Annotated in this window: 13 protein-coding genes; 4 read left to right on the top strand and 9 right to left on the bottom strand. The window is 74.8% G+C overall.

Translation table 11 applies throughout. The features are described 5' to 3' along the window. Positions 1 to 29: 29 nt before the first annotated feature. Positions 30 to 236 carry a hypothetical protein gene (locus ACQEVU_RS28395; RefSeq protein WP_433328746.1) on the bottom strand — a complete coding sequence of 69 codons (207 nt, stop codon included), beginning with the start codon at positions 234 to 236 and terminating at the stop codon, positions 30 to 32. 34 nt (positions 237 to 270) lie between these two features. Then, the gene (locus tag ACQEVU_RS28390; RefSeq protein WP_433328744.1) at positions 271 to 1491 is read right to left on the bottom strand and encodes an MFS transporter; all 1221 of its coding nucleotides are present in this window, start codon (positions 1489 to 1491) and stop codon (positions 271 to 273) included. Between the two features lie 108 nt (positions 1492 to 1599). On the opposite strand from ACQEVU_RS28390, the gene ACQEVU_RS28385 reads away from it, so the two are divergent. Next, positions 1600 to 2538, top strand: a complete 939-nt coding sequence (locus ACQEVU_RS28385; RefSeq protein ID WP_433328742.1) for a quinone oxidoreductase family protein — start codon at positions 1600 to 1602, stop codon at positions 2536 to 2538. Positions 2539 to 2673: 135 nt separating this feature from the next. Beyond that, positions 2674 to 4872, top strand: coding sequence for a glycoside hydrolase family 3 N-terminal domain-containing protein (locus ACQEVU_RS28380; protein ID WP_433328740.1), 2199 nt, complete (start codon positions 2674 to 2676; stop codon positions 4870 to 4872). A 66-nt stretch (positions 4873 to 4938) separates the two neighbouring features. On the opposite strand, the gene ACQEVU_RS28375 is transcribed toward ACQEVU_RS28380, so the two are convergent. The 6 genes from ACQEVU_RS28375 to ACQEVU_RS28350 all read right to left on the bottom strand — a co-directional run bounded on the left by ACQEVU_RS28375 (position 4939) and on the right by ACQEVU_RS28350 (position 8755). Then, positions 4939 to 5724 carry an SAM-dependent methyltransferase gene (locus tag ACQEVU_RS28375; protein ID WP_433328738.1) on the bottom strand — a complete coding sequence of 262 codons (786 nt, stop codon included), beginning with the start codon at positions 5722 to 5724 and terminating at the stop codon, positions 4939 to 4941. Positions 5725 to 5769: 45 nt separating this feature from the next. Continuing rightward, positions 5770 to 6039: a hypothetical protein gene (locus tag ACQEVU_RS28370; protein ID WP_433328736.1), complete on the bottom strand. Its 270-nt coding sequence runs from the start codon at positions 6037 to 6039 to the stop codon at positions 5770 to 5772. A gap of 21 nt (positions 6040 to 6060) precedes the next feature. Continuing rightward, on the bottom strand, positions 6061 to 6855 hold the full coding sequence (locus ACQEVU_RS28365) for an LLM class flavin-dependent oxidoreductase (protein WP_433335116.1): 795 nt from the start codon (positions 6853 to 6855) through the stop codon (positions 6061 to 6063). Next, positions 6855 to 7241 (bottom strand): FAD-dependent oxidoreductase, encoded by a 387-nt coding sequence (locus ACQEVU_RS28360; RefSeq protein ID WP_433328734.1) that lies wholly within the window; start codon positions 7239 to 7241, stop codon positions 6855 to 6857. Before ACQEVU_RS28360 ends, ACQEVU_RS28365 begins: the two co-directional genes overlap by 1 nt. Positions 7242 to 7338: 97 nt before the next feature. Continuing rightward, a complete protein-coding gene (locus tag ACQEVU_RS28355; protein WP_433328732.1) occupies positions 7339 to 8214 on the bottom strand; it encodes an LLM class flavin-dependent oxidoreductase in 876 nt (291 codons plus the stop codon). A 49-nt stretch (positions 8215 to 8263) separates the two neighbouring features. Next, positions 8264 to 8755, bottom strand: coding sequence for a quercetin 2,3-dioxygenase (locus ACQEVU_RS28350; protein ID WP_433328730.1), 492 nt, complete (start codon positions 8753 to 8755; stop codon positions 8264 to 8266). A gap of 63 nt (positions 8756 to 8818) precedes the next feature. Here ACQEVU_RS28350 and ACQEVU_RS28345 point away from each other — a divergent pair, with 63 nt between their 5' ends. Continuing rightward, on the top strand, positions 8819 to 9478 hold the full coding sequence (locus ACQEVU_RS28345) for a TetR/AcrR family transcriptional regulator (RefSeq protein WP_433328728.1): 660 nt from the start codon (positions 8819 to 8821) through the stop codon (positions 9476 to 9478). Positions 9479 to 9482: 4 nt separating this feature from the next. Here the strand turns inward: ACQEVU_RS28345 and ACQEVU_RS28340 are convergent, their stop codons facing one another. After that, positions 9483 to 10346 carry a hypothetical protein gene (locus ACQEVU_RS28340; RefSeq protein WP_433328726.1) on the bottom strand — a complete coding sequence of 288 codons (864 nt, stop codon included), beginning with the start codon at positions 10344 to 10346 and terminating at the stop codon, positions 9483 to 9485. 71 nt (positions 10347 to 10417) lie between these two features. Between ACQEVU_RS28340 and ACQEVU_RS28335 the strand changes: the two genes are divergently transcribed. Next, the gene (locus ACQEVU_RS28335) at positions 10418 to 11299 is read left to right on the top strand and encodes a hypothetical protein (protein WP_433328724.1); all 882 of its coding nucleotides are present in this window, start codon (positions 10418 to 10420) and stop codon (positions 11297 to 11299) included. Positions 11300 to 11302 lie beyond the last annotated feature (3 nt).

Below are 11302 nucleotides of genomic sequence, written 5' to 3'. Positions count from 1 at the left end.
CCTCGCTTTGTCGGCACTGTAAATGACGGTTACGCCACCGCGTGGTAGCCCTGCCGGTGGAACAGCCGGATGGCCTCGGTGAGCAGGATCTCGCGGCGCGAGCCGCGCCCGATCGCCGGCTTCGCGGCGTCGGGCCGGCGCCGCGGCGGCAGGCGCAGCGCGGCCGGCGGCGGGTCGGCGTCGAGCGGTGGAGGGGGCGGCGATGACCGCGTTCGTGCGCGAGGCGCTGCGCACACCGCGCGGCCGGGGCGGCCCGCTACGGCGAGCGCTTCACCCCGCCGCCGTCCCTGATCGCCCGGGCCGGGCGGGGCGAGCCCTTCGGCTGACCTCGAGCCGGCGCAGCGCCGGGAGCAGCACCGGCGCCATGATCGCGACCGCCGCCACCGCCCCGCCGGCGACCGCGGTGCCCGCCGCGCCGAACGCCGCGGCGAGCAGCGGCGCGGACAGCTGCCCCAGCGGCGCCGGCGCGCTGGACCAGAACTCGTCGTGCGAGCCGACCCGCGACAGCAGCCGCTCCGGGATGTGGGTGTTGCACACGGTGGTCCACACGACGGTGAAGAACTCGGTGGCCACCCCGGCGGCGAACGCCGAGGCGACCAGCCAGACCGTGGGCACGCCGGCACCGAGCAGGATCAGCGGCAGCGCGGCCAGCGACATCGACAGCAGCGCCGGCGCCATCGGCCGCCGCAGCGTCAGCCTCAGCATCGCCGCCCCGCCCAGCAGCGCCCCGACGCCGCGGGCGCTCAGGACCAGCCCCCAGCCCGCGGCGCCGATCGTGTCGCTGGCGATGACCGGCCCGAGGATCTGCCAGACGCCCCGGCTGAGGGCGTTGAACACGGCGAACGCCAGCGTCACGGTCCAGATCCACGGGTTGCCGCGGAAGTAGTCCCAGCCCTCCCGCAGCCCACCGTCCCCGCGCCGCGACCCGCCCGGCAGCGACATCCGGGCGAAGCAGGCCGCCGCCACCAGGAACGACGCGGCGTCCACGGCGATCGCCCAGCCCCCGCCGACCGAGGCGGTCAGCAGCCCGGCCGCGGCCGGGCCCAGGATCTGCGCGGCGTTGCCCACCGACGACAGCAGCGAGCCGGCCGACTGCAGCTCCCGCCCGGTCGCCAGGTTGGACACGATGCCGCGCATGGCGGGCCGGGTGAGCCCCTGGAAGACACCGTTGAGGGCGGACAGCGGCAGCAGGAGCGCGGGATGCTGGTGGGCCAGCAGGAGCACGGCGACGGCGGCCTGCGTGAGCCCGGCGCCGAGGCTGGTCAGGCCGAGCACGGTGTCGCGCCGGTAGCGGTCGGCGATGCCGCCGCCGAACAGGAGCGTCGCCACCATCGGCACCGCCGCCGCCGTGGTGACCGCGGAGAGCCAGGCGGCGCTGCCGGTGAGCTCGAGAACGCCGAAGGCCAGGGCGACCGGCGACATGGCGCTGCCGGCCATCGTGACCGCCTGACCAACCAGGAACCACCGGAAGGCGGGGGAGCGCAGCGGCACGAGCAACTACCGTGCCAGCCCCCGCCCGGCCGCTCAAGCGGTTTACACCTGGAGGAGGCCTACCATGTCGGCGAGGTTGCGGGACGGCTGACGGGGTAGGGGGAGGCCATGGCATTGCGATGGATCGCGCCGGACTTCGGCGGCCCGGAGGTCCTCACGCTCGTCGAGACCGAGGTGCGGCCCCCGGGGCCCGGCGAGGTGACGATCGACGTGCGGGCGGCCGGGGTGAACCCGGCCGACTACAAGCACATCGCCGCCGCGCGCGGCGACGAGGTCGAGCTGCCGCTACCGATCGGGTACGAGGTCGCCGGGGTGCTCAGCGCGCTCGGGTCCGGCACCGAGATCGCCTCCGGGGGTGGTGCGGCCGGCGACGCGGTCGTCGCGTTCCGGATCAGCGGGGGGTACGCCACCCGCGTCACCGTCCCCGCCAAGGACGTCTTCGCCAAGCCCGAGGCGCTGGACTTCCCGGCCGCGGCGAACCTGCTGCTGGCCGGCACCACCGCCGCCGAGGCCCTGCACGTCACCCGGGTGGCGCCCGGCGAGACGATCCTCGTGCACGGCGCGTCCGGCGCGGTCGGCATGAGCGTGCTGCAGCAGGCCCGGATCAACGGCGTCTCCGTCATCGGCACCGCGAGCGAGCACAACTTCGACCTGCTGCGCGGGTTCGGCGCCCAGCCGATCGCCTACGGGCCGGGGCTCGTCGAGCGGGTGCGCGCGGCCGCGCCGGACGGCATCGGCGCGATCATCGACACCGTCGGCACCGACGAGGCGGTCGACTCGGTGGCACAGCTGCTGCCCGACGCGAGCCGCGCCGTCACGATCGTCGCCTCGGACCGCTCGCGGGCGGCCGGCATCACCGCCATCGGCGGGGCCATGCCGGCCAGCGCCGCGTACCGCGACAGCGTCCGCGGCCGCCTGCTGACCTGGGCCGCCGAGGGCCGGCTGGAGGTCCCGGTCGCCCGCACGTTCCCGCTGTCCGAGGCGCGCGCGGCGATCGACCTGGTGCGCACCGGCCACCCGGGCGGCAAGGTCGCCCTCACGACCTGAGCGCTCGCCGGCCGCGACCGGGTGGACGGCCCACCGGCGCGGCGCTGCCGGCGGCCGGCCGATCGGCGAACCAGAATGGCATCGGGCGGCCGGCGAGGCCGGCCGCGGCGGCGATCGACAGCGAGGCGGCCCGGGATGACGGACGAGCGGATCGAGGACCTGCTGCGGGGCATGACGCCGGCGCAGAAGGCCGGGCAGCTCACGCAGTACTTCTACTTCCAGCTCCCGGGCGAGGCCGACCCGGCGCTCGGCGTCGACGCCGGCGAGCAGCCGCGCGCGGTCGAGGCGGCGCTCGGGCGCGGCGAGGCCGGGTCGCTGCTGTTCGTCACCGACCCCGACGAGATCAACCGGCTGCAGCGCCTCGCGGTCGAGGGCAACCCGCACGGCATCCCGCTGCTGTTCGGCTACGACGTCATCCACGGCCTGCGCACCATCCTGCCCGTGCCGATCGCGATGGCCGCGTCCTGGGACCCGGAGACGATCGAGCGCGGCCAGGCGGTCGCGGCCCGCGAGGCGCGTGCCGTCGGCATCCACTGGACGTTCGCGCCGATGGTCGACATCGCCCGCGACCCGCGCTGGGGCCGCATCATCGAGGGCGCCGGCGAGGACCCGTTCCTCGGCGCCGCGGTGGCCGCGGCCCAGGTGCGCGGCTTCCAGGGCGGCGGGATCATCGCCGGTCCGAAGCACTTCGCGGCGTACGGCGCGGCGCTGGGCGGGCGCGACTACGACGAGGCGAACGTCTCGGAGTACGAACTCTGGAACGTCTACTTCCCGCCGTTCCGCGCCGCCGTCGAGGCCGGGGCCGGCAACATCATGACCGCCTACATGGACCTCAACGGCGTCCCCGCCTCCGGCAGCCACTGGCTGCTCACCAAGGTGCTGCGCGAGACCTGGGGCTTCGAGGGGTTCGTGGTCAGCGACGCCAACGCGGTCAAGAACCTCGAGACGCACGGGTTCGCGGCCGGCCCGGCCGACGCCGCCGCCCGCGCGGTCGTCGCGGGCGTCGACCTCGAGATGGCCGTGTCCGAGCCGGCCTACGCGCACCTGCCCGCGGCGCCGCAGACCGGCGACGCGGTCGACGCGAGCGTGCGGCGCATCCTCGAGGCGAAGCTGCGGCTGGGGCTGCTCGACCGGCCGTACGTCGACGCGGACCGCGCACGGGAGATCCTGGCCGACCCGCAGCACCGCGAGGTCGCCCGCGAGGCCGCCCGGCGCGGCGCCGTGCTGCTGCGCAACGAGGGTGACCTGCTGCCGCTGGACGCCGGGCGGCTCGGCTCGATCGCCGTGCTCGGGCCGCTGGCGGACTCCAAGCGCGACACCATCGGCCCGTGGGTGTTCGACTTCGACCTCGACGAGACCGTCACCGTCCTCGACGGCATCCGCGGCGCGGCCGGCGACAAGGTCCGAGTGGAGTACGCGCCCGGCGTCCAGGTGTCGCAGCGCGTCTTCCCGTCGCTGTTCGACATGTTCGGCGGCAACACCCCGCTCGACCCCGAGGGCTTCGACGAGGAGGCCGAGTTCGCGCGGGCGGTGCGGCTCGCGGCCGCGTCCGACGTCGCGGTCGTCGTCGCCGGCGAGTGGCAGAACATGATCGGCGAGGCGGCGTCGCGCTCGTCGCTGGAGCTGCCCGGCCGGCAGCTCGAGCTGCTGCAGGCCGTCGCGGCGACCGGCACGCCGACGGTCCTGCTGGTGATGAACGGCCGCCCGCTCGACCTGCGCTGGGCGGCCGAGCACGTGCCGGCGATCCTGGACATCTGGTACCCCGGCAGCCAGGGCGGAGCCGCCGTGGCCGACCTGCTCTTCGGCGCCGCCTCGCCGGGCGGGAAGCTGCTGTTCACCTGGCCGCGGACCGTCGGCCAGGTGCCGATCCACTACGCGCACACGCGCTCGCACGAGCCGCAGAACCAGGGCCGCCGCTACTGGGACGAGCAGAGCACGCCGCTGTACGCGTTCGGCCACGGCCTGAGCTACGGCCGGTTCACCTACGACGGCCTGACCGTCGAGCCCGCCGCCGTGGCGCCGGACGGCGTCGTCACCGTGTCGGTGGAGGTCACGAACACCGGCGGGCGGGAGGCCCCGGAGGTCGTCCAGCTGTACCTGCACCAGCGCCACGGCCGCGCCTCGCGCCCGGTGCGGGAGCTGAAGGGCTTCGAGCGCGTGGTGCTCGCCCCGGGCGAGACCCGCCGCGTGCAGTTCACGATCGGGCCGGCGCAGCGGCAGTACTGGCACCCGGCCGAGCGCGACTGGGTCCTCGACGCCGCGACCTTCGACGTCTGGGTCGGCGGCAGCTCGACGGCCGAGCTGGGGACCACCTTCGAGGTCGAAGATCGATAAGCTCGACCCGCAGCTCGGCTTCCACCCGGTCGAGCTCGCCACGGCGTGCCGCGGCCGGCGGCGAGCCTAGGGGATGCGGGCGACCGCGCAGTCCGTCGAGGACTCCGACACGTCCGGGCGGGGCTGCACCTCGTCCTCGGCCCGCCACTCGGAGATCGACACCACGCCCGGGTCGAGCACGTCGAGGCCGTCGAAGAACCGGACGATCTCGTCGTGCGTGCGCAGGTACACCGGGATCGCGCCGGTGCGGAAGGCCTGCACCGCCTCCGGGGCCAGGAAGTCGCCGGTCGAGTGCGACAGCACCAGGTAGCTGCCCGGCGGCAGCGCGGCGACCAGCCGGCGGACGATGCCGTGCGGGTCCTCCTCGTCGGCGATGAAGTGCAGGACCGCGATGAGCATCAGCCCGATCGGCCGGCTGAAGTCCAGGATCTTGGCCGCTTCCCGCAGGATGTGCTCCGGCGAGCGGACGTCGGCCTCGATGTAGTCGGTCGGGCCGGCCCCGGGCGCCGCGGTGAGCAGCGCGCGGGCGTGGACCATGACCAGCGGGTCGTTGTCGACGTACACCACGCTCGACTCCGGCACCAGCCGCTGGGCGACCTCGTGGGTGTTGTCCGCCGTCGGCAGCCCCGTTCCGATGTCCAGGAACTGCCGGATGCCCAGCTCACCGACGAGCAGCGTGACCGCGCGGCGCAGGAAGTAGCGGTTCTCGATGGCGGCGGTGCGGATCGAGGGGAAGATCTTGACGACCGCGTCGCCGGACTCCCGGTCGGCGGCGAAGTTGTCCTTGCCGCCGAGCCAGTAGTTGTAGCGGCGGGCGGGATGGGGCACGGACGTGTCCAGCCGCGATGCCATCGCCTGCTCGTCTGCCACCAAGGCCCCCTCGATCGAGTTCGGCCCTCATACTACGGCGGGCACCGAGCCGCCGACCGCCCCGCCGCGCAGGCCCGGATCGTCGCGCAGCGTAGTGCCCTCGTACTCGGTGCGCAGTGAGCCGCGTTCCCGCAGCAGCGGCCCGACGCGAGCGACGAACTCGTCCAGGCCGGTCGGGGTCAGGTGCGAGCCGATGATGAAGCCGTCCGAGCCGTGTGCTGCACGAAGCCGTCGACGCGCTGGGCCACCTGGGCCGGGGTACCGACGAACTCGGTCCGGCCGAAGACGTGGGGTCATGCGTGACCCCGCCGGGCCCACTCATCGGCCAGCCGACGGGCGGAACGCGGCCCGGTACGCCTCGACCGCGTCGATGACGGTGCTCGGGCTGTGGTGGTAGGAGGCCGCGAACCGCAGCCCCCGCTCGCCGGCGACGGTGGCGCTGGAGCCGCCCGACGCGCCGAGGATCCACACCTGGAGCGCGGCGCCCTCGCCCGGGTAGGCGCGCACCGCCACGCCGTCGGGGGAGACGTACGTGCCGGCTATGAACGCCAGGATGTCGCTGACCTGCGAGTCGTAGTCCGGGGTGTAGGCGCCGGGCTGCTGCAGCAGGTGCAGGATGGTGGCCACCTTCGTCGCCGACGTGGCGAGCAGGCGGCCGAAGTCGTACTGCTTGGGCAGCAGCAGCCCGTTGCCGGTGCGCTGCTCGGTGGCGTGCGCGCCGCCACCCCGGCCGGCCGCGTACGCCGACACGGCCGCGGCCGTCGCCGGGCCGGCGCCGTTGGCCCGCTCGGGGGCGGGCTTCGGCCGGCCGATCGAGCGGCCCAGGCCGAGGTCGAGCCGTCCCGGGTACACCGCGTCGAGCAGCCCGAACTCCTCGACGGTGGCCAGCGGCTGGCGGTGGCCGAGCTGGACGCCGGCCGAGCCGATGCGGATGGTGCTGGTGGCGCCCGCGACCAGCGCGATGGAGACGGCCGGGGAAGCGCCGAGCACGCCGGGGTTGAGGTGGTGCTCGGCGAACCAGTATCGCCGGTAGCCGAAGCGCTCGGCCTGCCGGGCCAGGTCCACGGCGTTGCCGACCGCGGTGGCGGTGCTGTCGCCGCTGCTGCGCGGTATCAGGTCCAGGACGGCCGCTGCGCCGCCTCGCGCGGGGTCAGCCAGCGGTGCGGCACGCGCGCGGCGGCGAGCCCGGCGGCCAGCTCGCGCAGGTGCGGGTGGTCGCCGTGGTCGACGCCGCCGGTGACGGTGAGCAGCCGTTCGCCGGTGACGTGCTCCAGTTCCCGCCACAGCCGCTCGGCCTCCCTGGCCAGGCCGATGTACACCGGGTCGGCGTAGGACAGGCGGAAGATGCGGGACGCGCCGTGCGAGGCGCCGTTGGTGTGGCCGGCGGCGAACCGTTCCAGCAGGACCACCGAGGCGCCGCGCCGGGCCAGCTGCCACGCCGCCGCCGAGCCCATCGCCCCGCCGCCCACGACCACCACGTCGACGTCGTCAGTACTCATGGGCCGCACCTCCGCCGGCGTCAGCCGGTGGGCCGACGCCAGCAACGATAGAGGCGCGGAGGCCGTATGTCTACTAATCCCATAGGATTACAACGACTTACAGCATGCGTTCGGCGATGGCGTCGGCGATCTCCGGGTCCTCGGTGAAGACCGGGTCGCCCGGGCGCGGGTCGTGGAAGACGATGTCGGTGAAGCCGAGGCTCTCGTAGCGGCCGGCGAAGTCCTCGAACGCCGCCACGCTCGCCAGGGGGCGCTCGTCGGTGTTGCCGACGAGGAAGTACCGGTCCAGTGCGGCCGGGTCCCGCCCGAGCGCGGCGCACCGCTCGTCGAGGATCGCGGCCTGGGCGCGGACCGCCGCCTCCGTCGCCGCCGCGGGGCGGTCGGTGGCGTTGGGGTCCCCGTAGGTGATCCACGCGTCGCCCACGCGAGCCGTCAGGTCCAGGGCCCGCGGGCCGGCGGCGGCGATCGCCAGGGGCAGGCGCGGCCGCTGCACGCAGCCGGGGATCATCCGGGCCTCGTCGGCCGTGTAGTACTCGCCGCGGCGGCTGTACGCGGGCTCGCGCAGCAGGCCGTCGAGCATCTCGGTGAACTCGACGAAGCGCGCCGTGCGCTCCCGCGGCGCCGGGGGCTCGCCGCCGAGGACGGTGGCGTCGAAGCCGGTGCCGCCGGCCCCGACGCCGAGGGTGAGGCGCCCCTCGCTGATGTGGTCGAGGGTCATCGCGTCCTTGGCCAGCGTGACCGGGTGGCGGAAGTTGGGCGAGGTGACCATCGTGCCGAGCCGCACGCGCGTGGTCGCCGCGGCCAGCCCCGTCAGCCAGGGGATCGTGGCGTGCCAGGGCAGGTCGCGGTACCGCCGCCAGGAAAGATGGTCGTAGGTCCACAGGTGCGCGTAGCCGAGCGATTCCAGGTGCCGGGCCCGGGCGAGCGTCTGCGGCCAGGGGTCGGCGGGGAACAGCAGGACTCCGATGCGCACCGGGCGATCCTATGCCGGGCCGCGGCCGCGCCTCGCGGAGCCGGGGCGGTCAGGCGAGCGGCGGTGGGCCGAGCAGCTCGATGGCGCGCCGGGCCGCGGCGTGCCCGAGTGCCACCGGGTCGATCGGTCCCGGGTCGGGCAGCCGTCGCTCGCCGGCCGGCGCGCCGGCCTCCCGCGCGAAGTGTTCGAAGCCCGACGGCGTGGTGATCTGCAGCGTGCGCAACGGCTCGTCGGTGCCCACCACGAACGAGTGCGGCAACCGCGCCGGCAGCAGGACGAAGTCGCCGGGCCCGGCCGGGATGACCTCGCCGTCGCAGTGGAAGCGTGCGGTGCCCGACAGCACGTAGAACATCTCGTCCTCCTCGAGATGCCGGTGCAGCGGTGGTGCGAATCCGGGCGGGTTGGCGAACTCGACGACGGTCAGCCGGCCGCCGGTGTCGGCGCCCGACGCCTTGACCGTCACCAGGCTGCCGAGGAACCACAGCGCTTCGCCGTCGTCGCGGCCGCGGATGTACGGCCGGAGGGGTGCGGTTTCGGTCATCGCCCTCAGCTCCATTTCGATATGACGGTGTCTATTGAATATTCTGCTAGTATGGTCAGCTCCATGGGTGATGTCAACGACAAGCCACGACGGCGGTACAGCTCGGCGACGCGCAGCGAAGGAGCCCGCCGCACCCGGCAGGCGATCGTGGCCACGGCCGGCGCGCTGTTCGTCGAACGGGGCTACGCCGCCACCTCGCTGGCCGACATCGCCACCGCGGCCGGCGTCGCCCGGCCGACGGTCTTCGCCGCGTTCGGCTCCAAGGGCGCCCTGCTGGGGCAGGTCCTGGACCAGGGCCTCGCCGGCGACGACGCCCCCGTGCCGGTCGCCGAGCGGCCCTGGTTCCAGCCGGTCTGGAGCGCGACCACGCCGGCGGCCGTCTTCGCCGCCTATGCCGAGGTCTGCCTGGTCATCGGCCGCCGGGCCGCGCCGCTGTTCGAGGCGGTCCGCCGGGCCGCCGACGACGCGCCCGAAGCGGCGCAGCTGTGGGCGACCCTGCAGGACAACCGCCGGGCCGGCGCGCGGATGGTCGTCGCGCATGCGCAGCGACTCGGGCCGCTCGCGCCGCACCTCGACGCGGACACCGCGACCGACATCGTGTGGATCTACAACGACCCGGCCCACTACGCGGCGCTGGTGTCCGAGCGGGGCTGGGCCGAGGACCGCTTCCGGCAGTGGCTGGCCGATACGATGTGCCAAACGTTGCTGGGCGGCCCGTCCTGAGGCCTCAGCCGTTGCGGTGGTGCTTCTTCACGAAGGTGTACCCCGGCGCGAGCTCCTCGCTGAACTGCTCGTTCTCGACCGCCTGCTGATACAGCGACAGCGACCGCGGCGACGGCTGCGCGCCGGGCGGCAGCTTGCGGATGAACCCGCTCACCCAGTGCTCGCGCCGCTCGGAGGCCTCGCCGCCCTCCTCCTCGCCGGGCCGGGCCGCCGGCTCGATCAGCGGCGCGTAGAACAGCATCGCCGCGCGCTCCTCGCCGTCCACCGGCGGGTACGACGGCGTGGCGTCGGCGCCCAGGCTGCCCTCGACCCGGGTGACGAACCCCTCGCGGATCAGCTGCTCGACGGCGTTGCGCAGCAGGAACGTGCCCTTGGTCCCGCGGCCGAGCCCCGCCCGGGCGGTCAGCTGGTCCTCGGGGAAGACGGCGCTGCCGTCGTCGAACACGCGGCCGAGGCGGCGTACCGCATGCATGACCTTCCCCCGGTTGGACACCCCCGGCGCGACCTCGCGGGTGACGACGACCGGGTCGTACTCGTGGAAGTAGCCGACGCCGTCGATGCGCATCGGCTCGTCGAGCACCGCGGTGCGCACCACGATCTCCCCGCGCGCGGCGTGGCGCACCACGGCCACGACCGAGCCGGGGTGCAGGTCGTCCGGCCAGGTGACGCCGGCGAGGCGGCCGTCGTCGTCCCACTGCGCCGCGAACGTCTCGCGGGCCGGCGTGACGCCCCTCGCCCGATGGTCGAGCACGACCGTGACGGACTCCCCGGCCCAATCGGACGCCCCGGCCCATTCGGGCGGGACGGGACAGAAGCCACCGTCGAGGTGGGCCCGCCGCAGCGCGAATCGCCTTGTCGCCGCCGCCATGCCCACCTCCCTGCCCGCCCGTCAAGATACTCGCTCGCGCCGCCGGCCGGGGCTGCGGCAGCATCTCGCCCATGGGGCACCGGGCGAACTACGTCGTCATCGAGCGGGGCGAGACGTCCATCGGGTGGTCGCGGTGGGGCGGCCAGCGCATCGTGGCCGACCTCCTGGGCGGGCCCGAGGCGGCGGCCGAGGCGCTGCGGCCGTCCGAGCCGCCGCCGCCCAACACCGTCGAGGCGCTGCAGTGGCGGGGCGTCGTGCGCGACGACGAGCTCATGAGCGACGTGTACTGCGAGGGCGCCGCCGTCATCGACCACGACCGGCGGGTGCTGCTGGCCTTCGAGCGGCCCGACGACTACGGCACGTTCGTCGACGGGCTCGCCGGGCTCGTCGAGGCGTGGCCGGGCTGGCGGGTGCGGTGGGCCTTCGACGGGATTCTCGACGTCGCCGAGTACCTCGGGCTGGACGCCGGCCCGCTGCGCCGCGAGGTCCCCGACCCGGCCAAGCTCCCGGACGTCTCGGCGCTGTTCCGCGGCCCGGGCCGGCTCGCCGACTGGCCCGACGATCCGGAGGAGGGCGCACTGAGCATCCGGCGCCCCGACGGCTCGCTGGAGCTGTATCTGGCCGGCTACGACCCGACGGCGATCGCGTACACCACGGCCGAGCAGGTCGCGTCGCTCGGCCCCGGGTTCGCCGGCCTGGAGCGCACGCAGCTGCCGCGCTGGGGCGTGCACCTCGACCCGGCCGCCCGCGCCGCCGCCCTGTGGTGCATCGACCGGCTCGAGGGCGCCCTGCGGGACCGGTCGGTGCACTGGCCCGGCTGGACCTGGACGCTCTGGGGCGGCGACATCCGCCGGCAGCTCGACGCGTGCGGCGGCGCGCTGCGGGTGCCGCCGCTGCCCAGCCGCCTGCGTCACATGAAAGCGGTCGGCGTGGAAACGATCGCCGTGATATGAACG

Source organism: Dactylosporangium sp. CA-139066, from assembly GCF_050936175.1.
Lineage (GTDB): Bacteria > Actinomycetota > Actinomycetes > Mycobacteriales > Micromonosporaceae > Dactylosporangium.
The sequence above is the reverse complement of the archived record's forward strand: the minus strand, read 5'-3'. Positions and strand labels throughout refer to the sequence as shown.

Coding starts and splice junctions, on each gene's coding strand:
- ACQEVU_RS28385 (WP_433328742.1), top strand. CDS start 1,600: ATGGCATTGCGATGGATCGCGCCGGACTTCGGCGGCCCGGAGGTCCTC.
- ACQEVU_RS28380 (WP_433328740.1), top strand. CDS start 2,674: ATGACGGACGAGCGGATCGAGGACCTGCTGCGGGGCATGACGCCGGCG.
- ACQEVU_RS28375 (WP_433328738.1), bottom strand. CDS start 5,724: ATGGCATCGCGGCTGGACACGTCCGTGCCCCATCCCGCCCGCCGCTAC.
- ACQEVU_RS28370 (WP_433328736.1), bottom strand. CDS start 6,039: ATGACCCCACGTCTTCGGCCGGACCGAGTTCGTCGGTACCCCGGCCCA.
- ACQEVU_RS28360 (WP_433328734.1), bottom strand. CDS start 7,241: ATGAGTACTGACGACGTCGACGTGGTGGTCGTGGGCGGCGGGGCGATG.
- ACQEVU_RS28350 (WP_433328730.1), bottom strand. CDS start 8,755: ATGACCGAAACCGCACCCCTCCGGCCGTACATCCGCGGCCGCGACGAC.
- ACQEVU_RS28345 (WP_433328728.1), top strand. CDS start 8,819: ATGGGTGATGTCAACGACAAGCCACGACGGCGGTACAGCTCGGCGACG.
- ACQEVU_RS28340 (WP_433328726.1), bottom strand. CDS start 10,346: ATGGCGGCGGCGACAAGGCGATTCGCGCTGCGGCGGGCCCACCTCGAC.
- ACQEVU_RS28335 (WP_433328724.1), top strand. CDS start 10,418: ATGGGGCACCGGGCGAACTACGTCGTCATCGAGCGGGGCGAGACGTCC.